This window comes from Paraburkholderia heleia NBRC 101817, assembly GCF_000739775.1.
In the GTDB taxonomy this organism is placed as follows: Bacteria; Pseudomonadota; Gammaproteobacteria; order Burkholderiales; family Burkholderiaceae; genus Paraburkholderia; species Paraburkholderia heleia.
In genome coordinates, this window is the sequence record NZ_BBJH01000032.1 from 1 (window position 1) to 22,164 (window position 22,164).

General features: G+C 60.6%; 19 protein-coding genes. 9 read left to right on the top strand and 10 right to left on the bottom strand.

The genetic code is table 11. The features are described from left to right. Nucleotides 1–197 precede the first annotated feature (197 nt). The gene (locus BHE01S_RS38020) at nucleotides 198–1,337 is read right to left on the bottom strand and encodes a methyltransferase domain-containing protein (protein ID WP_157025611.1); all 1,140 of its coding nucleotides are present in this window, start codon (nucleotides 1,335–1,337) and stop codon (nucleotides 198–200) included. A gap of 304 nt (nucleotides 1,338–1,641) precedes the next feature. After that, on the bottom strand, nucleotides 1,642–2,514 hold the full coding sequence (locus BHE01S_RS24900; protein WP_042268696.1) for a sulfotransferase family 2 domain-containing protein: 873 nt from the start codon (nucleotides 2,512–2,514) through the stop codon (nucleotides 1,642–1,644). Nucleotides 2,515–3,200: 686 nt separating this feature from the next. Between BHE01S_RS24900 and BHE01S_RS24905 the strand changes: the two genes are divergently transcribed. The 6 genes from BHE01S_RS24905 to BHE01S_RS24930 all read left to right on the top strand — a co-directional run bounded on the left by BHE01S_RS24905 (nucleotide 3,201) and on the right by BHE01S_RS24930 (nucleotide 11,204). Continuing rightward, nucleotides 3,201–4,175: a glycosyltransferase family 2 protein gene (locus tag BHE01S_RS24905; protein ID WP_042268697.1), complete on the top strand. Its 975-nt coding sequence runs from the start codon at nucleotides 3,201–3,203 to the stop codon at nucleotides 4,173–4,175. Nucleotides 4,176–4,309: 134 nt separating this feature from the next. Next, a complete protein-coding gene (locus tag BHE01S_RS24910; RefSeq protein ID WP_157025613.1) occupies nucleotides 4,310–6,313 on the top strand; it encodes an ArnT family glycosyltransferase in 2,004 nt (667 codons plus the stop codon). 160 nt (nucleotides 6,314–6,473) lie between these two features. Next, entirely contained in the window at nucleotides 6,474–7,319 is an 846-nt protein-coding gene (locus tag BHE01S_RS24915; RefSeq protein WP_042268699.1) for a glycosyltransferase family 2 protein, read from the top strand. Further along, entirely contained in the window at nucleotides 7,316–8,272 is a 957-nt protein-coding gene (locus tag BHE01S_RS24920; RefSeq protein WP_042268700.1) for a UDP-glucose 4-epimerase family protein, read from the top strand. Before BHE01S_RS24915 ends, BHE01S_RS24920 begins: the two co-directional genes overlap by 4 nt. Nucleotides 8,273–8,280: 8 nt before the next feature. Further along, complete coding sequence (locus BHE01S_RS24925) at nucleotides 8,281–9,315, top strand: MraY family glycosyltransferase (RefSeq protein ID WP_042268701.1); 1,035 nt, start codon at nucleotides 8,281–8,283, stop codon at nucleotides 9,313–9,315. 5 nt (nucleotides 9,316–9,320) lie between these two features. Next, nucleotides 9,321–11,204 (top strand): polysaccharide biosynthesis protein, encoded by a 1,884-nt coding sequence (locus tag BHE01S_RS24930; RefSeq protein WP_042268733.1) that lies wholly within the window; start codon nucleotides 9,321–9,323, stop codon nucleotides 11,202–11,204. Between the two features lie 67 nt (nucleotides 11,205–11,271). Here BHE01S_RS24930 and BHE01S_RS24935 read toward each other — a convergent pair whose 3' ends face one another. Then, nucleotides 11,272–11,658, bottom strand: a complete 387-nt coding sequence (locus tag BHE01S_RS24935; RefSeq protein ID WP_042268702.1) for a GtrA family protein — start codon at nucleotides 11,656–11,658, stop codon at nucleotides 11,272–11,274. Here BHE01S_RS24935 and BHE01S_RS39245 point away from each other — a divergent pair. Then, complete coding sequence (locus BHE01S_RS39245; RefSeq protein WP_245639849.1) at nucleotides 11,647–12,348, top strand: hypothetical protein; 702 nt, start codon at nucleotides 11,647–11,649, stop codon at nucleotides 12,346–12,348. The two genes, BHE01S_RS24935 and BHE01S_RS39245, sit on opposite strands and share 12 nt — an antisense overlap. 73 nt (nucleotides 12,349–12,421) lie before the next feature. Here the strand turns inward: BHE01S_RS39245 and cysC are convergent, their stop codons facing one another. From cysC to BHE01S_RS24960, 4 genes are all read right to left on the bottom strand, one after another. Beyond that, on the bottom strand, nucleotides 12,422–13,042 hold the full coding sequence (gene cysC / locus BHE01S_RS24945; protein ID WP_245639850.1) for an adenylyl-sulfate kinase: 621 nt from the start codon (nucleotides 13,040–13,042) through the stop codon (nucleotides 12,422–12,424). Nucleotides 13,043–13,231: 189 nt separating this feature from the next. After that, the gene (gene galE, locus BHE01S_RS24950; RefSeq protein WP_042268703.1) at nucleotides 13,232–14,263 is read right to left on the bottom strand and encodes a UDP-glucose 4-epimerase GalE; all 1,032 of its coding nucleotides are present in this window, start codon (nucleotides 14,261–14,263) and stop codon (nucleotides 13,232–13,234) included. Between the two features lie 32 nt (nucleotides 14,264–14,295). Beyond that, nucleotides 14,296–15,456: a glycosyltransferase family 4 protein gene (locus tag BHE01S_RS24955; RefSeq protein WP_042268704.1), complete on the bottom strand. Its 1,161-nt coding sequence runs from the start codon at nucleotides 15,454–15,456 to the stop codon at nucleotides 14,296–14,298. A gap of 79 nt (nucleotides 15,457–15,535) precedes the next feature. After that, nucleotides 15,536–16,963: a mannose-1-phosphate guanylyltransferase/mannose-6-phosphate isomerase gene (locus tag BHE01S_RS24960; RefSeq protein WP_042268705.1), complete on the bottom strand. Its 1,428-nt coding sequence runs from the start codon at nucleotides 16,961–16,963 to the stop codon at nucleotides 15,536–15,538. Nucleotides 16,964–17,147: 184 nt separating this feature from the next. Here BHE01S_RS24960 and BHE01S_RS24965 point away from each other — a divergent pair, with 184 nt between their 5' ends. Both BHE01S_RS24965 and BHE01S_RS24970 read left to right on the top strand, forming a co-directional pair. Further along, nucleotides 17,148–17,519 carry a CidA/LrgA family protein gene (locus BHE01S_RS24965; RefSeq protein WP_042268706.1) on the top strand — a complete coding sequence of 124 codons (372 nt, stop codon included), beginning with the start codon at nucleotides 17,148–17,150 and terminating at the stop codon, nucleotides 17,517–17,519. Further along, nucleotides 17,516–18,259, top strand: coding sequence for an LrgB family protein (locus BHE01S_RS24970; protein ID WP_245639851.1), 744 nt, complete (start codon nucleotides 17,516–17,518; stop codon nucleotides 18,257–18,259). The genes BHE01S_RS24965 and BHE01S_RS24970 overlap by 4 nt, the downstream gene beginning before the upstream one ends. 38 nt (nucleotides 18,260–18,297) lie before the next feature. Here BHE01S_RS24970 and BHE01S_RS24975 read toward each other — a convergent pair whose 3' ends face one another. From BHE01S_RS24975 to BHE01S_RS24985, 3 genes are all read right to left on the bottom strand, one after another. Then, nucleotides 18,298–19,584 (bottom strand): O-antigen ligase family protein, encoded by a 1,287-nt coding sequence (locus BHE01S_RS24975; protein ID WP_042268707.1) that lies wholly within the window; start codon nucleotides 19,582–19,584, stop codon nucleotides 18,298–18,300. 328 nt (nucleotides 19,585–19,912) lie between these two features. Beyond that, complete coding sequence (locus BHE01S_RS24980; protein WP_157025617.1) at nucleotides 19,913–20,752, bottom strand: glycosyltransferase; 840 nt, start codon at nucleotides 20,750–20,752, stop codon at nucleotides 19,913–19,915. Further along, nucleotides 20,752–22,014: an oligosaccharide flippase family protein gene (locus BHE01S_RS24985; protein ID WP_042268709.1), complete on the bottom strand. Its 1,263-nt coding sequence runs from the start codon at nucleotides 22,012–22,014 to the stop codon at nucleotides 20,752–20,754. Before BHE01S_RS24985 ends, BHE01S_RS24980 begins: the two co-directional genes overlap by 1 nt. Between the last annotated feature and the right edge of the window lie 150 nt (nucleotides 22,015–22,164).

Sequence of the window (22,164 nt, forward strand, 5' to 3'; positions counted from 1 at the left end):
TCGAGGCGGCGACACTGTGACCGTGCACTTTGGTGAGCGCGACGACCGATTTCGCGGCCGTCGCGCCGGAGCAGAATAGAGCGGAGCCTACGGAAGTGGAGTACTGGGTTGGCCAGAGGGTGGCGATTGCACGGCACTGATCGACGTCCGTGCGGTAATAGATCGCGCCCCAGGGGGCGACAGATGGCGTCGCCCTGTTAGCTTGCGACGCGGTGCACCCAACGTCGCGCGCGCCCAAGGAGTCCTGCATGAGCGACGGGACTGCTCGCCTCTCGAGGGATCTCTTTGGGGGGCGGGTCGTTCACATGCTCTGCTTCTTGCTCGGCTGCTTCTCGTTGCGCTTCTCGCTCCGCTGCTAATCGATCAATCTCCTCTTGGAGTGATTGAGCCCACCGCGTGCGCTGTATCACGGTCGCGTGTTCCAGGTAACAACGTGCTGACTCCAGCCCAGTGCAGTACATCAGAGAGCCCCCACCTCCATCTCTCAGGGTGACGACATTCTCTGGAATAGGGGACCAGATTCGAGCCTCAAGTTGCTCGATGGGCTCTTTGGATATGTACTCTGATTGGTACTCGACAAGGAAAGCCCAATGGCGTCCTGGTAACGGGATTACCGTGAAACCGTGTGGTTCAAATATCAGTCTGGCTCCCTCAAGCGAATAGGAAAGGATGTGCCCTCGGCCGTGAGGGTCCAGATATCCGGGATCTTCAGTTAGTACATAGTCGGGCTGACCAGAATTGATCAAGTAGACCGCGCCGGGTGCGGATGTCTGTGCCATTTGTTTCGCCAGTCTGTCGAGCATGGATGGCGTTAAATGCTCGATAACTTCGATACAGACACCCGCCTCGAACTTTTGACCGACGTCCGCCAGAGGGCACAGCATGTAGTTCGGGTGTTTTGACCGAAATGCCGACTCGGGCGGAAAGAGTTCCACTCCGTAGAACATATTGGCTGCGTCGGGCAACGCAGCGGCAAGTGCATCTAGCAAATATCCTGGTCCGGAACCGATATCAACAAACCGGGTGATTGGAATCCGGCTATAGAAGAACGTCTCCGCGACGCGCTGCAATGACGAACCGTACGACCTTTCCTTTGCGGCGCGCAGCTCCGTTTCCCAGTATGTATCTCTGTAGTTCGAGACGTCGCCTTCTTCCACTGCGCGCAGGAATCCCGGATCCGCAAAGAGTGAGCCACATCCTCGACATGTGTAGAACTCGACGTCATCTATCTTCTTGTAGTTGTCTACAGCGTGCGACCCACAGACTACGCATCGAATCATCTTCGCCTCCTGCCGCACATAGTGCAGCGTGTTATCGAATCGTTCGGGTGCTTCCATTGCTGTAACTTACGTAATCTCCCCGTGCATTATCACCGGAAAATGTGCCCGGACGTATTGCTGGGTGACAAATCCCGTCCTGGCACAAAGCGTGCTTGCTGCAGGCAGCTTGCCTGCTCAACCAATTTCGGACAACTGCCACCAAAAGGGATGGATTTGAGCGCAGGCGCTCGATTTAGATGTGCTCAACGAGGTTCGAAACTGGTCGCCGTTCAACGCGAGAGGCGCCGGAGAAAGCAACAGAGTTCTGCAAAAGAGACGTCGACCGCTGATGGCACTTTGAAGTGGGGGCGAGCCGCTGGAGTCACGCGCGTTCAGCTGAATTGGCACCTCTCCTAAAGTTCTGTGCGATGCGTTGCCAAAGGGTTTTCCGTCCTGTGGCAGATGATGCTTCGTGCACGTTGCGCAGGCGCGCACGGTTCGCAGCAAACATATGTTTCGCCTCATGGTACAGCAGGAGATCAAGAGCATTGAGTTCGAGCAATTCTCGGTATAGCGACGCTCCGAGTTCGCTTTCGATATGCTCCAGCCGGCTCTCAAGGGTCGCCTTGCGCCCAGGACTGACGTTCTCGATCAAGAAATCAATATTGAGCTCGCCCATATGAGGTCGGACAAACTCCTGCAATGAGTCCAATGATTCTTCGAACGACTCGACCATCCCAAAGAACGGAAGACTCTTGAGGTGTGCGAGCGCCTGCAGGTAGTCGTCGTGCGTGGCGCGCGCATACCGCATGTCGCTCTGGGCACCTGCCAGGTGAGCAACCTGGAAGTTTCTGCAAACGGCCGTCGCTTCGCGGGCGACGGTCCACTCCGCAAAGGCGGCCAGGTTGCCATTTCGTGCAACTGCGACGCTCGGACTGAGGCTATCTGCCGGCTGCCGACGCTCAAACTCGTAGACGGACGCAAAGCGGTCAATTGGATGGCGCAGGAACAAGACCGGCACGAAGGTGACCGAGGGGTGCTGCGGTAGCGGCAAGCGGGCCTGGTGGCTGGAGATGACGCGCAGGTCCGCCTTCGAAAGTGCAAAGTCCAATATTTCATTGGAGCTCACGGTGGACCAAGGGTAGGGGCCTTCCAGGTGGCCATGAGCCTCACCTGGGAAATTTCGGTTAAGAATGCCGTCGACCGTTGTGCCAGCGTTTTTGAAAAGATGGTAGTGAACGATTACAGTCCGCATTCTAATGACTCTCGAAGATAATATTTAAAAATTAAGATAACGCGCTGATCTTGTTTGAAACTGTGGATGTATGAAGGTGAAAATATTCCAGTCGCATTATGCTGTGATCTTCGCGTTTGCGGCCGGTAGTAGCGCAGAACGAAGACGTCAGGGATCAATCCGTCGGCCGTGCACCGGTACAACAGGGAGTGTCCGGCCCGTTACTGACTGACCGGGCGTAACACTGAGCCGATGAACAATGCTGAACGGAAGTACCGGTGTCGATCGGCGCACTGTAAGGTTTGGCCATAGTGAAGGCGGTATACCGCATGCAGATGCTTTCCGGATATCCGCTTGCAGTGAGGCAGCCGAAAGCCTCAGCGGCGGATATTTGATGCCCTGCCTTCGACGGGCGTGGGCGCTGAAAGGACTCCCAGCGTAGGGGACGGATTATTGAGGCGCTGGGGCATGCGGGGTATCGACTTGATATTTCTTGCTGCATACCATTTGAGTTCGCGCGCAAGGCCTTATCGCAAAACTGTCGCTTTTTGAGTCTAGCGGGGGTTTTCTGCCCGATAGCCGATCATTTCAAACAGAAGGACGGGTATTATGCAGGGTTTTGAACAACAACTCTCGGTATTTTAGGGCGGGTTTGCGCGCGCGAACCGTGCACGCCGTGGCAATACCGAGGACGATCGGGGGAAGAAGTGGATCACGACGTAGCTGTCATCTTGCCGTGCTACAACGAGGCGAGCACCATCGCACAGGTCGTCGCGGACTTTCGGCGGTATCTCCCGAACGCACGCATATACGTATTTGACAATAATTCGACTGACGGGACGTCCGAGGTCGCCCGTGCGGCGGGTGCCGAGGTGCGTCGCGTCGCGCTTCAGGGTAAGGGGAACGTGATTCGTCGCATGTTCGGCGATGTCGAAGCGGACGTTTACGTGATGGTTGATGGTGACAACACCTATGACGCTAGTGTTGCTCCCAAGCTCATCGAGACACTTGTCAATGACGGGCTCGACATGGTGGTGGGTTGCCGTGTGACGGACGAGGCTGCAGCTTACCGTGCCGGGCATCGTTTCGGCAATGTCATGCTCACCGGTTTCGCCGCATCGATTTTTGGTCGTACGTTTCGCGACATGTTGTCCGGCTACCGGATCTTTTCACGCCGTTATGTGAAATCGTTTCCCGCCCACGCTGCAGGTTTCGAAACCGAAACGGAGCTGGCCGTGCACGCACTTGAGTTGCGTATGCCCGTGGCCGAGGTGGACACCCATTATGGTAGTCGTCCAGAAGGGTCCGTCAGCAAGCTCAACACCTACCGGGACGGCTTCAGGATTCTGATGACCATTCTCAAGCTGTTCAAGCTGGAGCGTCCGCTGGCATTCTTTTCCATCTGCTTCGCCGCAAGCTTGCTGCTATCGATCGTCCTCGCTATTCCCATCTTCGATACTTATGTGAAGACAGGGTTGGTGCCTCGCATGCCGACCGCGCTACTGTGTGTTGCACTCGGCCTGTTGGGCTTTCTGTTTCTCGTTTGCGGACTTGTGCTCGACACGGTTACGAAGGGCAGGCTTGAAGCGAAACGCTTCGCGTACCTGGCTATACCAGGACCGAGTTCTTCAACGCGTCAAAATGATCGTGCGATTCGCAGCGACACGGACCGCACCTTGTGAACCAGAGCAGAAGCTTTCTGGAATCGTAGTACGCACGGGCGTCTAGTTGCCAATACCCAGTGCCACGCGAAGGTTTCCGCGTGGCACGATAACTCCCCATTCAATAGCAGATGCAAGCATCGAGTCGAACGAAGGTGTCAATCGTTGGGATTCTGGCAAGTGTGCCGTTTGCTGCACTCATTGCCTATATCCTCGTCGGTCTGGTGCGTTACGCGATGGTGGCGCCGCCAAGCTTCGACGGTGCGATGAATCTCAACACTGCCGCGTCGTTTGTTCGCGGGGATGGCTACGGCTTCTTTTACGATCAGTTCTTCTCGTTTCCGGCGCAAACCGATGGGCCATTCATACTACCCGCAGCGCTCGCATTCTGGGTAGGCGGAATTACGCCATTCACAAGCCAGGTCGTCAACCTCGTCTACGTGGTAGCACTGATTTGCATGGTGGTAGCGTTGGTCCTCCGCGTGGGCGTGCCGCTCTGGCTTGCCCTGTTTGGCGCGCTGGCATGCATCACGACCCCGGGTTTCATCGAATACTCGATGAACGGATACGGGGAGATTCCGGTGCTTGTCTGGTTTCTGGCCGGGATTTTCGTGTTGGCGCCCGCCAAAGTGCGTGGAATTCCTGACCATCGCAGATTGTTTTTCGCCGGCCTGTTGTTCGGTATGGCCTACCTGACGAAGGTCGTCGCACTCGTTTGCGTTGCGCCCGCGATGTTGATCCTCGCGTGTGTGATTTTCACGCAGCCACACAAATGGCGCCGCGTGTTTGCTCTTGGGATCGGGTTTGGCGTGCCCGTGGTCGCGTGGGAGCTATTCCGCTTTGCCGAAGTGGGATCTGCGCATGCCTATGCTGACTGGTGGCGGTTCCAGCTCGAGCAGATTCGCGCGCAATCGGGCGTCAGGCACAACGACGTTGCTCATGGTTTTCTGGGCAAAGGCTTGCAACATTTGTCAATTCTTGCCGGCATGACGGGTGTCCCCGCGCCCATGCTGGCCGTATGCGTCGTCGTACCGCTTGCGCTCGGACTGATCTTTGCTGTCGATCGCAGAAGACCTGCGCATGTCCGCCTGGTTCTCGGAGTGCTGGTCTTCGTCACTGGGCTGTATTTTTTCTGGTGGCTCTTCATCAGTCCGGATGCGATGACCTGGTTGCGCCGAATCGTCGATGGTTTGTTGCTGTTGCAGTGCCTCATCGTCGTGGTGTTGACGCAAGCATGGTGCCGCCCCAGTGGGGGCGCTGGCCGTCATGTGCCGAATCGCAAGGGTGTGCGTGCGATCATGCTGCTTGCGCTCATTCCAGTGGTGGGTTGCCAGCTACTTCTGATTCGAAATGGCGAAACCGTAACTCGTCCGCCGGAGCCACCGGGTTACGCTCTGGATATGTTGACCGTGGCGAACAAGGTGCGCGAATTGCCGAGCGATGCGACTATCTTCGGTACTGGCTGGTGGCAGGCCCCGATCATTTCTCTGTTTTCGCACCGGCATTTCATGAACTTCGAGCACTGGTCGTCGGCGAAAGTGAATGCGCTCCCGGACAAGTATTTCGTGACGGACATGTACACGGAGGGGATAAGTCAATCGTCGATCCACAATGTCCTGGATCGATCGCAGTACCGTACGATCGTGAAACTGAATGGAGGCGCTTTGTACAAGCTTGGCTCCATCCAACCATATGCCCCATTCGCATCGCAAGACCGCGATCCAGCCAACCTGTCCGCCGGATTCGACTTCTCCCAAGGGGACTACTCGCATAGACGGGGCATATTTCAGCGAGAAAGTGACCGTGACGCGTGGGTGGGTATGGACGCGACAGTGATGCTCAAGCGCTCGAACGAGAACGCCATAAGGTTGACTTTCGAGGTGCCGGATGAACTCCTTCGGGGCATTGCGCCGAAGCTACCGAGCCTTCACCTGACAAGTCCCGGGTGCCTGGATCAGACGCTGTCGCTCGCCAAGCAAGGGGTACAGACCGTAGTGCTTCCGCTGACCTGCGCAAATTGGCCGGTCGCCAGGGCTTTCCAGCTTGATCTGACGGCAAGCGATCATGTTGCTTTCAAGCCGCAAATCGATGCTGACAATCGCCTTAGATCGTTCAGGCTGCGCTCCATCGAACTGATAGAGGCCCCACCCAAGCCTTGAATGAGAGGCCCACGTCCGGCGCCCACAATATTTACCGCCACGTTTCGTGGGGTAACAAAAGGAAAGCCAGGTTGCCGAATACCCTCAGTTTGAGCAAAATTGAGGGTTCGTCGTGGGCCAAACTAGACAAGTGTCGCCAAGACGACACCCACTACCGCACATGACAGCTACAAACGCGCCGCCCCCTGAGACCGAAAGCTTATCCGTGTCTGTTGTCGTATACCGGCCGGATCTGGCACTCCTCGCTCGTACGTTGTCGAGTCTGGAAGCTGCCTGCGACGCCTTACGCGTCAATAATCCGACTTTTCCGGTTGTCCTCTACCTGGTCGACAATGGGGAGTTGCCGGACGTCTCCGCGCAGCTGGCCGGACTGCGCAATCGTGGCATCCCGTCCGTCGTGATCAGCGGCCACGGCAACGTGGGGTATGGGCGCGGCCATAACCTCGCGATAGAACGGTCCGCGAGCCGGTACCACCTCGTCCTGAACCCCGATATTGATCTCGACGCCGCCGCCTTGGTGAACGCATTCGACTTCTTTGCGAAGCATCCTGAAGCAGGCCTTCTGACCCCGCGGATCGGCGACGACGAAGGGCGGCTTCAGTATCTGTGCCGCCGTTATCCGACGCTGCTGGATTTATTCGTCAGGGGGTTCGTGCCGGGCAGGATCAGACGTCTGTTCGCACGACGGCTTTCGCGTTACGAAATGCGCGACGTCATCAACGATCGCGACGTTGTCTGGGACCCGCCCATCGTGAGCGGATGCTTCATGCTATTTCGCACCGCGTTGCTCAAAGGGCTCGCTGGCTTCGATCCGCGCTACTTCCTGTATTTCGAGGACTACGATCTGAGCTTGCGCACGCATGAGCGTGCGCGCGTAGTTTATACGCCCGCTGTGCGGGTGCTGCATCATGGCGGTGGCGCGTCGCGTAAAGGGTCGAAGCATATTCAAATGTTCGTCACGTCGGCGTTCAAGTTCTTTAATCGATTCGGCTGGAAGTGGCTATGAGTCACGTCCTTATCACCGGTGCCAACGGCTTCGTCGGACGTGCCTTGTGCGTTGCGTTTTCGCGCGCCGGTCATTCGACGACCGGCCTGATCAGGCAGCCGGGCGGATGTGTGGCCGGTACGCAGGAATGGGTTCACACGGGGATGAACTTCGCGGGGCTGCCCGAGGCCTGGCCCGCGGCGCTTCAGGTTGACTGCGTCGTGCACCTCGCGGCGCGAGTCCACTTCATGCAGGACGTGGCTTCGGATCCGCTTGCGGAGTTCCGGGCGACGAATGTCGATGGGACCTTGCGGGTCGCCAAAGCCGCCCACGCGAAGGGTGTTCGGCGCATGGTCTTCGTCAGCAGCGTCAAGGCGATGGCGGAAGCCGATGAGGGTCACCCGCTGCGCGAGGATGCGCCTCCACTTCCGCAGGATCCGTATGGGCAGTCGAAATACGAGGCCGAGCGAGCCTTGATCCAGTACGGTAAGGAGTCTGGGCTCGAAGTCGTGATCGTCAGGCCGCCGCTCGTCTATGGACCCGGCGTGCGCGCCAACTTCCTTCGCCTGATGACGGCCATATCCCAGGGCTTGCCCTTGCCGCTTGGTGCCATACGCGCGAAGCGCAGTCTCGTCTACGTCGAGAATCTCGCCGACGCGCTCGTGCATTGCGCGACGGACAGGAGGGCAGAGGGTCAGTGCTTCCTCGTAGCGGATGGCGACGATCTGACCGTAGCTGAACTGGCCCACTCCCTGGCCAGGCATCTCCAGGCGCCGGCTCGCTTCCTGCCGGTGCCTTCAGGCTGGTTGCGCCTGGCAGGCCGTTTGACCGGCCGTTCGGCGCAGGTCGATCGTCTGATTGGCAGTTTGCAGGTGGACACGGATCACATTCGCACCGTACTCGACTGGCGTCCTCCGTTTTCAACTGACCAGGGGCTGGCCGCTACGGCCCGCTGGTATCGAGCGACGCACTGAGGTCGTCTATGGTCATGCAAGCTTCCACAACGACACTCTGGGCGGGACCTATCCTGGTCGCTCTCGCAGCCGCCAGCGCATGCGCCGTGATTCTGCTGGTTTTGATGAGAACGGGCCTCGCGTGGCGCCTCGCCACCGATATTCCAAACGATCGCTCGCTTCACGTCCGTCCGACGCCACGAGTGGGCGGCTGGGGTATCGTGCCGGTCGCCGTGGCGGGCGTTCTGCTGGCCGCACCGAGCCTTTGGTGCGCGGCGGTGGCAACGGCGTTCCTCGCTGCCGTCTCCCAGGTCGATGACCGGCGCGGGCTGCCTGCTCGTGCCAGATTTGCAGCCCACCTGATCGCGGTTGTCGGCTTCGTGGCGAGCTATCCGGCGCCGGTGCCCTGGCCGTTGCTTGCCGCCTTATCGTTCCTGATGATATGGCTGGTCAATCTTTACAACTTCATGGACGGCGCGGATGGCCTCGCCGGCGGTATGGCCCTGTTTGGCTTCGGCGGCTATGCCGTGGCGGCGCTGACGGCCGCGCATCCCGAGCCCGAACTGGCACTGTCCTGCGCTCTGGTGGCCGGCGCGGCGCTCGGTTTTCTGCTGTTCAATTTCCACCCTGCGCGGATTTTCCTCGGCGACGCCGGCTCGATTTCGTTAGGCTTCCTGGCCGGCGCCCTGGGCTATTGGGGATGGCTGCGCGGCATTTGGCCCATCTGGTTTCCGGCTGGGGTGTTCGCGCCCTTTATCGTCGATGCCTCGGTGACCCTGGCGCGCCGTTTGCTGCGTGGTGAAAAGTTCTGGCAAGCTCACCGGGAGCACTACTATCAGCGTATGGTGCGTTCAGGGATAGGGCATGCCAAAACCGCCACGATCTGGTACGCGGTGATGGCGGTGGGGATCGCACTTGCGTTATTTGCACTTGGGCTGCGCCCGGCTGTTCAATGGTGCGTTGTCGCTGCGTGGATCGTCGTTCTCTTGCTATTGGGAGCGGCAGTGGATCGGCGTTGGCGTCGCTTTGAATCAACACTGTCCGAGCAACCCTCTGAGGTATGACGCTGATGTTTAAAAGTAAAGCCTCGCTGCTGTCCCTCAGTGCTTTCCTGTTCGATCTGCTCGCGGTCTCTGCGACGTGGCTGAGTGCCTACGTTATCCGCTTCAACGGTTCTGTGCCGCCTGATTTCATGCGTGGTGCGGTGCATTCGTTATTCTGGGTGCTGCCGATCTATGCCTTGATGTTTCGCATTTTCGGTTTGTACCGCGGCATGTGGGTGTTCGCGAGCCTGCCGGATCTCGTGCGGATTTCAAAGTCCGTGGTCGTCGGTGCGGTGGTCACGATGGTGGTGTCGGTGATGGTTCAGCCTATGCCGATCGTGCCGCGTTCTGTACTCCTCGTCTCCCCGCTGCTTTTGTTCCTTGTCATGGGCGGCTCCCGCGCGCTCTATCGCACGACGAAGGAGTTTTATCTATACGGTGGTCTCGTTGGCGAGGGCAAGCCCGTGGTTGTGCTCGGCGCGGGCTCCGCGGGGGCTAGCCTCGCCCGAGAGCTGTCGCGTTCTAGCGAATGGCGCCTCGTTGGCCTGCTGGATGACGATGTCGCCAAACATGGGCGCGAAATCTACGGCTACAAGGTGCTGGGTTCGTTCAGCCAACTCCCGCAACTGGCGGAGTCGCTCAAGACCGAATACGCGATCATTGCGATTCCGTCTGCCCCAGTGGAAGTGCAACGCCGCGTCGCGACGCTGTGCGTGCGCGCCGGGGTGCGCGCTTTGGTCTTGCCGGACCTGACAGCGCTGACGCAAGGTCAGGCGTTCCTTTCGCAGGTCCGGCAGATCGACCTCGAAGACCTGTTGGGCCGTGACCCGGTCAAGATCGATACGCCACACGTCGAAGCGTTGCTTCGCAATCGCGTCGTGATGGTGACGGGAGCGGGCGGCTCGATCGGTTCGGAACTGTGCCGCCAGATCCTGCGCTTCGAACCGGCGCAACTCATTGCCTTTGATCTGTCCGAATACGCGATCTACAAGCTTACGGAAGAACTGCACGACCGCTTTCCGGGGTTGCCGGTGGTGGCGGTGATCGGTGACGCGAAGGACTCTTTACTGCTCGATTCGGTGCTGTCGCGGCATGCTCCGCATATCCTCTTTCACGCAGCGGCCTACAAACATGTGCCGCTGATGGAAGGGCAGAACGCGTGGCAAGCGGTTCGCAACAATGTGCTGGGGACCTACCGCGTGGCGCGGGCCGCGATTCGTCACAACGTGAAGCACTTCGTTCTGATTTCTACCGATAAGGCTGTTAACCCCACCAACGTCATGGGGGCGAGCAAGCGTCTCGCGGAGATGGCGTGTCAAGCCCTGCAGCAAACCACTACGCGCACCCAGATCGAGACGGTTCGATTCGGTAATGTGCTAGGTAGTGCGGGCAGCGTGATCCCGAAGTTTCAGCAGCAAATCGCCAAGGGCGGTCCGGTCACCGTGACGCATCCGGAGATCACGCGCTTCTTCATGACGATTCCCGAAGCCTCGCAGTTGGTGTTGCAGGCGTCGAGCATGGGACGCGGCGGCGAGATCTTCATTCTCGATATGGGCGAGCCGGTCAAGATCGTCGATCTGGCGCGCGATCTGATACGACTCTATGGGTTCAGCGAGGAGCACATCGAGATCGAGTTCACGGGGTTGCGGCCCGGCGAGAAGCTGTACGAGGAGTTGCTTGCCGACGACGAAACCACCACGCGTACGGCGCATCCCAAATTGCGGGTCGCTCAGGCGCGTGGCGTGCCGGATAATCTGCTGGACGACCTGTTGCCCTGGCTGATGCAACACCGCGTGTTGTCCGATCAGGATGTGCGACGTGACCTGCGTCGCTGGGTGCCGGAATATCAGCCGACGTTGGCGCCGCCGCTGCAGAGCGTGCCTACTGTGGCGAGCGCTCGCGCGTCGTAGTGACGCGCACATTGGGATAAAAAAGGCGCTTCATGAAGCGCCTTTTTCCAGGTCCGCGGGCGTTTCATCAGCGGTGCTTGAAGACCCATAGCTTGGCCGAGGCAAAATTGACGACCATGCCTGCCAACGACCCGATAGCGACGCCAACGATGGGCAGGAACGGCAACCCTCTGAGCGCGAGCACGGTCGCGCTGTAGGCCCCATAGTTGACGACGCCGCCTACCGACATCGCGGCAAGATAACGCCACCACTCAAGCCAGGCCGACTCGTTGCGGGCCGAGGTAAAGGTGTAGCGGCGGTTGATCTGCCAGGTGGCCCAGACGGCGCACAGGAACGAAACCGCGCGTCCGGCGAAATAGCCGAGGCCAACGGCGAGCGCGAGATACAGGATGCCGGCGTCCACGACGAAACCTGCTACGCCGGCGATCACGAATCGAATCACTTGCTGGCGCATGCTATTGAACGCTCCAGTCGAATCTGTGATCTTTGCGCGACAGAGAAAGGCATAGCGCAGCTTGATGGCGTCCGCGCGAAATCATTTCGGGTTGCCACATGGTCGGCGAAAGGCAAGATGGCGGTTTTTGATGGCTTCACGATAGTCGGCGATATCGCAGCGAAAGGACAGGTGGCAATGCGCCCTGACCCAGGTGCAATATCTGTTGGGCGGCATTTTACCCTCCGGCGTGGCCGTGCCGCGAAATTGCCCGAAGCTCACGGACTTGGCGTGACAATCTACGAGGCCCATTCCTCCGATACAATCGCGCTGCCGCAACATCGCATTGACCGACCACGCATGCTTGGACCTTTAATCAATCGCCGTTTTGCAGGATCCACGCTTATGCCGGTGCGTGACTCACTTTGGCGGGGAGCAATGAGAAGAAGCGCGCGCCTTGCGGGCATCAGCGTCCTATCTGCATGCACCACGGTGTCGAACATAGACTCACGGCAAGACGGCCACCTGAGCCTCACGAGTCGCACGCGATGGACCTTCACGTCGTGGAACCACGTCAGATCTGCCGGGATGAAGTATGCCGCGACCTACTGCAAGGACCACGACAGGCAATTGCACGTCGTCGCCGAACATACGGAAGGGATAAGGGGCGTGACAGACCAGACGGTTGAAGTGGTGTTCGACTGCTACTGAAATGCGCAATCGCGGGTCGCGTAGTCTCGACAAGGACGCGATTGATCGCGTCTTTGTGTTGGGCGCGTGAGTATTAGCGGCCGTTCGTGCCGGTCTTGATAAACGCCTCTTCCTCGCGGAGTGTGACGTTGTGGAGCGGGCGCAGTTCGAGCGTATCGCTGCGCGATTGCCTGAGATACTCGGTAATTCTTGCCACGCAGCTATCGACGTCGGTGTCTTCAGTTCGAAGTATGACGTCGGGATTCGTAGGCGGACGGTACGGGGATGCGATGCCGGTGAAACCTTTGATTTCGCCACGCCGCGCCAGCTTGTACAGACCCTTGGGGTCGCGCGACTCGCAAACGTCGAACGGCGTGTCGACGAACACTTCAACGAAATTATCTTCGCCGATGATTTGCCGGGCGCTTTCACGATGTTCGGGGTTCGGCGAGATCGTGGCCGTGACGACGATGAAGCCTTCATTGCAGAACAGCGCGGCGACGTGCGCGACGCGCCGCAGATTCTCTGTACGCTCCTCGTCGCTGAAGCCGAGATCCGAGTTCAGTCCCGCGCGCAAGACGTCGCCGTCGAGCATGATTGAATGCAAGCCAAACGTTTGCATTCGCGTAACAAAAGCATGAGCAATAGTCGATTTTCCAGCCCCTGACATCCCGGTAAGCCAGACCACTACGCCCTTGGGTGCGGAAATGTCCACGGAGCCACCCCAGTTCGATGATGCATATGGGCGGCATTGTAACGGCTTTTTAATTGCCGTAACGGCTTTGTAATAAACTGCAACATTCGATCCGCACTTGTATTAAATGTTTCGAATGTTGCCGTCGTCGGACGAGGCCGCTGCCATTGTGGCACCCGCTTTGAAGCCGGTGCGACCGAATCGGACCGCTTACCTGAACCCGGCCGGATTCTTCTCTTGCCACCGCCAGTGATCGATGCACATCTGCTCGATCCCGAACTCGGCCTTCCATCCGATGAGCTTTTCTGCTGCAACCGGATTCGCATAGCATTCGCCAATATCGCCGGGCCGGCGTGCCACGATCTCGTAGGGCACGGGCCGCCCCGAGGCCTGCTCGAATGCCTTCACGACTTCCAGCACGCTATAGCCGCGACCGGTGCCGAGATTCACGACGAAGCCTTCCTCGCGCGACGCAAGCGCATCGAGCGCCTTGAGGTGACCCTTGGCCAGATCGACCACGTGAATGTAGTCGCGCACGCCCGTGCCATCCGGCGTCGCGTAGTCGCCGCCGAACACGCGCAGCTTCTCGAGCTTGCCGACAGCAACCTGCGCGACATATGGCATGAGATTGTTGGGAATGCCGGACGGATCTTCGCCGATTAACCCGCTTTCATGCGCGCCTACCGGATTGAAATAGCGCAGCACGGCAATGCGCCACAATGGGTCCGACATCTCGACATCGCGCAGGATCTGCTCCGCGATGAGTTTCGACTGACCGTACGGATTAGTCGCGGAAAGCGGAAACGATTCGTCGATGGGCGAGCTCTCGGGCACGCCGTATACCGTTGCCGATGAGCTGAACACGAACTGCTTTACACCGTGCTGGCGCATCACATCGAGTACGACCAGCAGACCATCCACGTTGTTTCGGTAATACTCGATGGGCTTCGCCACCGACTCACCCACGGCCTTCAGCGCCGCGAAATGTATCACGCCAGTGATGCCATGCGCCTCAAATATGCGCGAGAGGGCGGTCGCGTCGCGCACGTCGGCTTCATAGAACGCGACCTGCTTGCCGGTGATCTGCTCGACGCGCTTGAGCGATTCGCTGCTGCTGTTCACGAGATTGTCGATGGCGACCACCTCATAGCCGCCATTGAGCAGTTCGACACAGGTATGCGAGCCGATGTAGCCCGCGCCGCCGGTGACGAGGATGGTGCCCTTTGAATTCGTCGCAGTCATGCCGTTTTCGTTCCCGTGAAATCCAGCTTCGATCAAAACGTCGACCCGGTAATTTCCCGGATCAGTTCCCGGTAGCGTTGTACCACAACGCGCTCATCGAATTCTTTTTCGATTTTTTTTCGGCCGCGCGCAGCCATGGCGGCGCGCTCGGCGTTACCGAGTTCGAGCATGCGGGCGAGCGCCTTCCCGAGTGAGTCCGCGTCGCGCGCCGCGCACAGCAGGCCGTTTACGCCGTCGGCGACGACTTCGCGGCAACCGGGCACATTGGTGGCCACGATCGGACGACCCATAGCGCTCGCCTCCATCAGCGTGCGCGGCACGCCTTCGCGGTACGACGGGAGCACGACGCAATCGGCGGCGGCGATATAGGGGCGCACGTCCGCCGTCTCGCCGAGATATTCAATCACGCCTTCGCGCTCCCATGCGGCCACTTCTTGGCGCGAAATGGCGCTCGGGTTGTCGACGCCTACCGGGCCGAGCAACTGAAAGCGCGTATGCGGATAACGTGTGCGCAGCGCCCGGGCGGCCTCGACATATTCGCCAACGCCTTTGTCCCACAGCAATCGGCCAATCAAAACGAAGGCAAATTCGGCGCTCGCGGGCAGAGGAGTGAACGGGAAGTCATCGAGATCGACGCCCTCACCATGGAGTAGCCTGGCGCGCTCCGGATGCGCGAGGAGATTGCCTTCCTTGAAGGCGGCTTCGTCGTCGCGATTGAGGAACCAGACTTCGCGCGGGAAGCGAAACGCGAAGCGGTAGAGGTGCTTGGCGACCTCGGCCGCCCGGCTCTTCTGGATAAATACGTAGCCGAGTCCGGTCGTCACAGCGACAGAAGGCACGCGTGCGAGCCACGCGGCAATCGAGCCGTAGATATTGGGCTTGATCGTGTAATGGAAGACGACGTCGGGCTTGAGCGCGCGATACTGGCAATAGAGCGCGAGGAGAGTACGCAGGTCGTGAAGCGGGTTGGTGCCTTTCGAGGCCACCGGCAGTTCGACGCAGCGACAGCCCATTTGCTCGAGCGGCTCGAACGTGCGGTCCCGCGGGGCGATGATGGTCACGCGCGCGCCGCCTTGCGTCAGCGCTCGCAGCAGTCCCCGGCGGTACGTGTAGATCGCCCAGGCAGTGTTGCAGACGAGGGCGACGTGAAGCGTACGGGCGCGCGAGGAGGCCCTGTTGTGTTTGAATTTCACGAAAGCTTGCGTGCCGGTTCTGGCGAGACCGGCGGGAGTCCCGGAGAAGGCGGTAGTTTACCGGGAAAGCACGCGCAGACTAAGACGACAGCCGTCCATATCTGTCCTCGAAACGAACGATGTCGTCCTCGCCGAGATAAGAGCCCGACTGGACTTCGATGAGCTCCAGCGGAATCTTGCCCGGGTTCTCCAGCCGATGCTTGTTGCCAAGCGGAATGAAGGTCGACTGGTTTTCGCAGAGCAGGATGGTCTTGTCGCCATTCGTCACGCGCGCCGTGCCTTTCACGATGATCCAGTGCTCGGCGCGGTGATGGTGCATTTGCAGGCTCAACTGTGCGCCCGGATTCACGACGATGCGTTTGACCTGGAAGCGATCGCCCTCGTCGACGCCTTCATACGAGCCCCAGGGGCGAACCACGCGGCGCTGCGTAACCGATTCGCGGCGGCCAGAAGCGTTCAGACGCTCGACGATCTTCTTCACATCCTGCGCGTTGTCGCGATGCGCGACGAGGACGGCGTCGGCCGTCTCGACGATGATCAGGTTGTCCACGCCAATGGCCGCCACCATGCGATGTTCGGCGCGCACATAAGAATTTGAGACGGACTCCGCGAGCACGTCGCCGAGCAGGGCGTTGCCCGATTCGTCGAGATCCGTGAGATCGAACAGCGCCGTCCACGAACCGATATCGTTCCAGCCGAGGTCATGCGTCACGACGACCGCCGCACGCGAGGTTTTCTCCATGACGGCGTAGTCGACGGAGATGTTCGGGCAGGCGGCGAATGCCTCGGGCTCGAGGCGAAGAAAGTCGTTGTCTCTCTGGGCATGATCGAAAGACAGTTCGGCTTGATCGGCGATGTCCGGTGCGTAGCGGCGTAGTTCGTCCAGATACGTCGAGGCCTTGAGCATGAACATGCCACTGTTCCAGTCATAGTGTCCTTCTGCGAGAAAACGTGCGGCTGTTTGCGCATCGGGCTTCTCGACGAATGAACTGACCGTGTACGCAGAGGCGCTGCGGTTCAGTGCGCTCCCACGGCGAATATAGCCATAGCCGGTATGCGGCGCATCGGGCGCGACGCCGAACGTGACAAGGTACTGTTCCAAGGCGACTTCAGCCGCCGTTTCGATTGCCTCACGAAACGCGTTCTCGTTGCGGATCACATGATCGGAAGGCAATACAAGCAGAAGGGCGTCGGCGCTCTGCTGTAGCGCGACGTGCGCCGCTGCCGCGATAGCGGGTGCGGTATTGCGGCCGAACGGTTCGAGCACGATCGAGGAGGGTGTCACTCCCGCCTCGCGTAATTGCTCGGCCACGACGAAGCGCTGCTCGTTGTTCGTGATGACAATTGGCGCCGCGATGCCTTCAATGCCTTGTAGGCGCAAGACCGTTTGCTGAACTAGCGACTGCGTGCCATTCAGCTTGAGATATTGCTTCGGATAGCCGCCCCGCGACATCGGCCAAAGGCGGCTTCCGCTGCCGCCGCATAGAACGACCGGAAAGATATTCATGTTGTCAGCCTGGTCAGATTAAGCACTCCCTTATCGGGATTATCGGCAGTTGGCCCGCATTCATGAGTTTTTTTGCTTCGGGCCGTTGGCGCTGTGACGCATGTCAGGTTCCGGTAGACTTCCGCACCATGGCGCGCGTTGCGCGCGCCTACCTCCGCCATTCGGCCTCGCGTCAACCTGAATCATGCTTCGTTCCCTTGCCGCCCTCCTGATCTTCCAGTGTCTGGGCGAGAGCGTGTCCTACGTCTTCTCGCTTCCCGTGCCCGGCCCCGTGATCGGCATGCTGCTGCTGTTCGCCTTCGCGTTGATGCGGCCCGCCGCCGTCGAGGCCATCGAGCCGACCGCGTTCGAATTGCTGCGCCATCTCTCGCTGCTCTTCATTCCGGCGGGCGTGGGCATCATGGTGTCCGCGCAGGCGGTGCGAGGCGAGGCGCTTGCCGTGATCGCGAGCCTCGTCGTGAGCACGACGCTCGGCATCGCGGTGACAGCGCTGGTCACGCGCGCGCTGCTGCGTCGTCAGCGCCGCAACACGACGGCCGGGGAGGGCGCATCGTGAACAGCCACCTGCCCATCACGAAGCTCGATGCAATCTGGGTCTACCTCGCCGCCACGCCGCTCCTCGGCCTGACCGTCACGCTCGTCGCCTATCTCATCGCCATCAATATCTACGCGCGAGCGAAGCACAATCCGCTCGCGAACCCGGTGCTAATCGCCGTGGCGCTCGTCGTCGCGGCGCTCAAGATCACGGATACGCCGTATCGTACGTATTTCGAAGGCGCCCAGTTCGTGCATTTCCTGCTCGGGCCCGCCACGGTTGCGCTCGCACTACCGCTCTATCGTCAGTGGGACAAGCTCAAGCGCGGCGCGCTGCCATTGCTCGGCGGCCTTGTCGCAGGCTCGCTCACGGCGATCGTGTCGGCGGTCGGCGTCGCGAAGCTCTTCGGCGCATCGCATCAGACCATTGCGTCGCTCGCGCCGAAGTCCGTCACCACGCCGATCGCCATGGCCGTTGCCGACAAGATCGGCGGCATCCCGTCGCTCACCGCTGTGCTCGTGATCTCGACGGGCGTGTTCGGCGCGGTGACCGCGCGCTGGATACTCAACGCGATCCGCGTACGTGAGGCAGAGGTGCGCGGCTTTGCGATCGGCGTGGCTTCGCATGGCATCGGCACCGCACGTGCGTTTCAGGTGAGCGAGGAGATGGGCGCGTTTTCGGGCCTCGGTATGGGCCTCAATGGTGTGTTCACGGCTTTCGTCGTACCTGTTTTGCTACCCGTGCTTCTGCGGTGCATGTAGGTGGCCCGCACGCCCTCGTTCACCGTCGGGCTTGACGGTCAGCCTTGGGAAGGGGCAGGTTTGGCACCTGTGCGTTCCGCAATCGCAGCAAGAACAGCCAGCACGGTCGCATAAAAAGACACCGTGCTCTTCAGGTCGAAAGTCTCGACCGTCAGCCCAAACACGAAAAACATCAGGACGAAAGTCAGCCCCATGAGCGCCGTGCGCCGGGTCGTCCTCGATGCGGACTTGAGCTTCGCCGCGAAAAAGACGGCAGGCACGATGTAGATCGCGAGCAGTGCGAGACCGCCCACAATACCGTAGTTGACCATGTAGGCGAGCAGCTGGTTGTGCACTTCGCCCTCGCCGAACGCCGCCGCCATGGGGGTGAGCGCCCCTTGGTTCGCCATCGAGGCCATCTTGTCCCGAAACCCGTCGCCGCCGAGGCCTAGCACCGGATGTTCGGCAATCAGCGTGGCCGCTGCCTCATAAAGCTGCAGACGGATGCCGACCGACGTGTCGCGATGGCCTTGCGTGTATTGCGTCAGGTCGGACGACACGCTGTTGACGCGGTCGCGCACAGTTCCCGAAAGCCCGTACACGAGCCCGAGCAGCAGCGTGACAACCACCGGCATTAGCACTTTCCAGTGGAGCGGTTTGTTGCGGCCGACTTCCCACACGATCAGCAAGGCGACGAGCGGAATTGCCGCCCAGCCGCCGCGCGCGCCAGACAACAGCGAAGCCGCGAGCCCTCCGAACAGCCCCGCGATCTTGAAAGCGCGCCAGAGCGCCGAGTCCTTGCGCCACCAGTTGAGCGCAATCGCCGACAGCACGCCAAGCGCGAGCGCCAGATCGCCAAAATGGATCGGATTCAGGAACGCGCTGCCGATGCGGCCGTCGCCCCAATTGCGCGGCATGAAGAGAGCCAGCACGAGTGCGGACAGGGCGCCCAGCGTAAAGGAGAGGTCTGCCCAGACGAAGACTCGCTGCGGCGCGCGCCGCAGCGCGAGAAAGATCGGGATCGCGAGCAGGAATCGCGATGGCGAATCCCAGGTCCGGAACATGGGATGTCCATGGGAAAGCGTACTGAGCGCCACGGCGGCAACGGGGCCGCAAAGTGCGATGCAAAGCGCGAGCGCGCGACGCTCGAGCGGAGCGTAGCCATAGGGCGCGCCTGCGGGCCGCGAGCAGAGTGCCGCCAGCGAAATGACGCCCGCCCCGATCGATACGGCGCTCGAAGCGCCTTGCACGAGCATGGCGATCGAGGGAAAAGCGAGCAGGAAAGCCGCGGTCAGCCAGTCGCTGGGCGCGGTGCGTCGGGAATCAATCGTAACTGCTGTGGGCATCGCTACACTGCTCTTGTCGGGAAAGGGGGCTGGTTTCACCAAGCCCTCGCGTTATGTCATCTGCGCAGCTTTGCTGATGAGGCGTGTGACGCGAAACCCGATATTGTACGCACACAATCTCCTCACTCGCATCTGCGCCTGCGCCTGCGCCAGGAAATCCACTCGGGGTCCCTTTTTATTTTGGGTTCAGTTAACAACCGCGTCAGCGGTCGAGAACATCTTTCGTCCTACAAAAATCGACAGCAAACACGAAAGCGCGCGAGGAGCGCGTGCACATCGTAGCTGATGCGGCCCCCTACCGGAATCGGCGTCGCGCCGACGGTGAGGCTCATTTCGTGCCGCTAGCGAACAAAGCCCGCTTCATCTTGTGCAAGGTGCGATACGGCGTCACGAAGTGCAGCAGGCTCTTCGCCACGCCGGCCCAATCGCGCCAGTTCATCACATTCAGATAGCGCAATTGCAGGCGCAGCGTAGAAACGATCTGCCGCCGCCGCCTGGTCGCGCTAATGCCGCTTTCGTTCAGTTCGTAGTACAGCCCGAGTTCCGGCAGATTCGCGCACTCGTAGCGCTCCATCAGTCGCAGGAACAGGTCGAGATCCTCGGCGGCCGGATATTTCACGCGATAGTTGCCCACAGCGAGCACGGCATCGACACGCAGCATCACCGAAGGATGCACGAGCGGCGAGCGCAGGAGGCGCGTGCGGCGCAGCGCGCGTGCATCGGCGCTCGGGCGCAGCATGAAAAGCGGCTCACCCGCCCGATTGACCACCTGAGTCCACGTGCCGAGCGCAGCGAGCGCAGGCTCCGCTTCCATGCGCGAGCGCTGCTTCGCGAGGCGCTGTGGGGCGGCAAGATCACCCGCATCGATGCGCGCCGCATAGCGAAAACCGCGCGCGGCAAGCGCTTCGACGCCCGCCTGCAACGCGCGCTCGATGCCGCCGTTCTTCGGCATGCGCAAGACTTCCACACGCATGCCCGGCACCTCGGGCGAGACGATGGGCGGCGTGCTGCCGTCGTCGATGACGACCGCGTAAATGGTTGCGTCCTCATCGAACGAGGCGAGCGTGCGCGCGACGTCGTCCTGGCCGTTGTACGCGGGCATGAGCACGGCGACGTCGGCGAGCGTGCCTTCGCGTGCGTCGCTCGCTGGGAGCGCGGCGGAATTCATCATGAAACGAGCTTGAAGCGGATGTAGTAGAGATTCACGCAGGCCGCCGCGAGATAACCCGCCGCGAGGCCGCATAGCGCGCCGTACGAGCCCAGTCGCGGAATCGCGACGAGATTCACGGCGAACGCCACCGCGAGCGCGAGCAGCCATTTCGCCAGCAGCACGAATTTCGCCTGATATTTGAGCACGACGAGGTTGCCGATGGCCTCAAGCCCAGCCGGCACCGAAAGCCACACGGCCCAGCGGAAGATGCCGATCGCGCCTTCGTAGTCCGGCCCGAACACGCGGCCGATGATAAAGCCCGCGAGCGCGTCGAGCACGAGCGCGCCGGCCACCATCAGCACCGCGGTCATCGCGAAGAGACGCAGGAGATTGCGACGCAATTGGGCGGTCTGCTGCACGCGGTAGACGAAGGCGGGCGCGATCGTCTGCGAGAGCATGAGCGCGAGCGTGATCCAGTTCTCGTTGAGCTGCTGTGCAGCCGAGTAACGGCCGAGATCGGCGAACGAGATCGTGCGCTCGAGCATCAGGCGGTCGAGTTTCAGGAACAGGTACATGCAGATGAGCCCGAGCCAGAACACCGTGCCCGCGCTCGCGAAATGCCTGAAAAGCGAGCGGTCCACGTGCCAGCCGAGCTTGCCGCCGTGGCGGCGTCGGAAGTAGAGCACGAGCGCCGCGCCGATCGCCGCCGATTCGAGCGCCCAGAGCCAGCCGAAGGTGGCGGGCGCGAAAGCCGCGCGCGCAAGCAGATACACGAGCAGCGCCTTGATCACGGCGGTCGTCATGCTCGCGAGCAATTGCGGCTTGCTGTACGTCATGCTCTGCAGCCACGCGTTGATCACGCCCACGAACGGCTCGCGAAAGAGCATCGTTACCGCGAGCCCGGCGAGCATGGCGCCGACCATCGGGTCGGTCACGCCGAGCGCAATGCCGGCCCACGTGAGAAGCAGCGCCGCCGCCGAAACGCCGATGCGTAGCGCGAACGCGCTCCCGAGCACGGTGCCGAGCTGTTCCGGCGGCCGGTTGACGATCGTGGGCACGAGGATCTCGGCGCCGCAGACCCAGGTCACGGGCGCGAGCACGAGCAAAAGCGTGTTGGCGTACTGCCACTTGCCGAATACGTCAGGGCCGAAATAGCGCGCGAGCACGCCGCTGATGACGATGGCCACCGCGATCTGCGTCACGCGCTCGAGCCCGAGCCACACGATGTTTGCGAACGCACGGGCGACGTCGGGGTTCCCGAAGCGCTTGAGGCTCAGCATCGTGCCTCGCCACGGCGGGAGGCGCTAAAAAAGGGGCGGGCACGCGGCATGCGCGATCTCGGCGCCTTTTTTGACGAATATTTTGGCGATAAAAGGAAACGGTGAAGCATTAAAATGGGTGCATACCACTGCCGAAAAACGGCAATTATA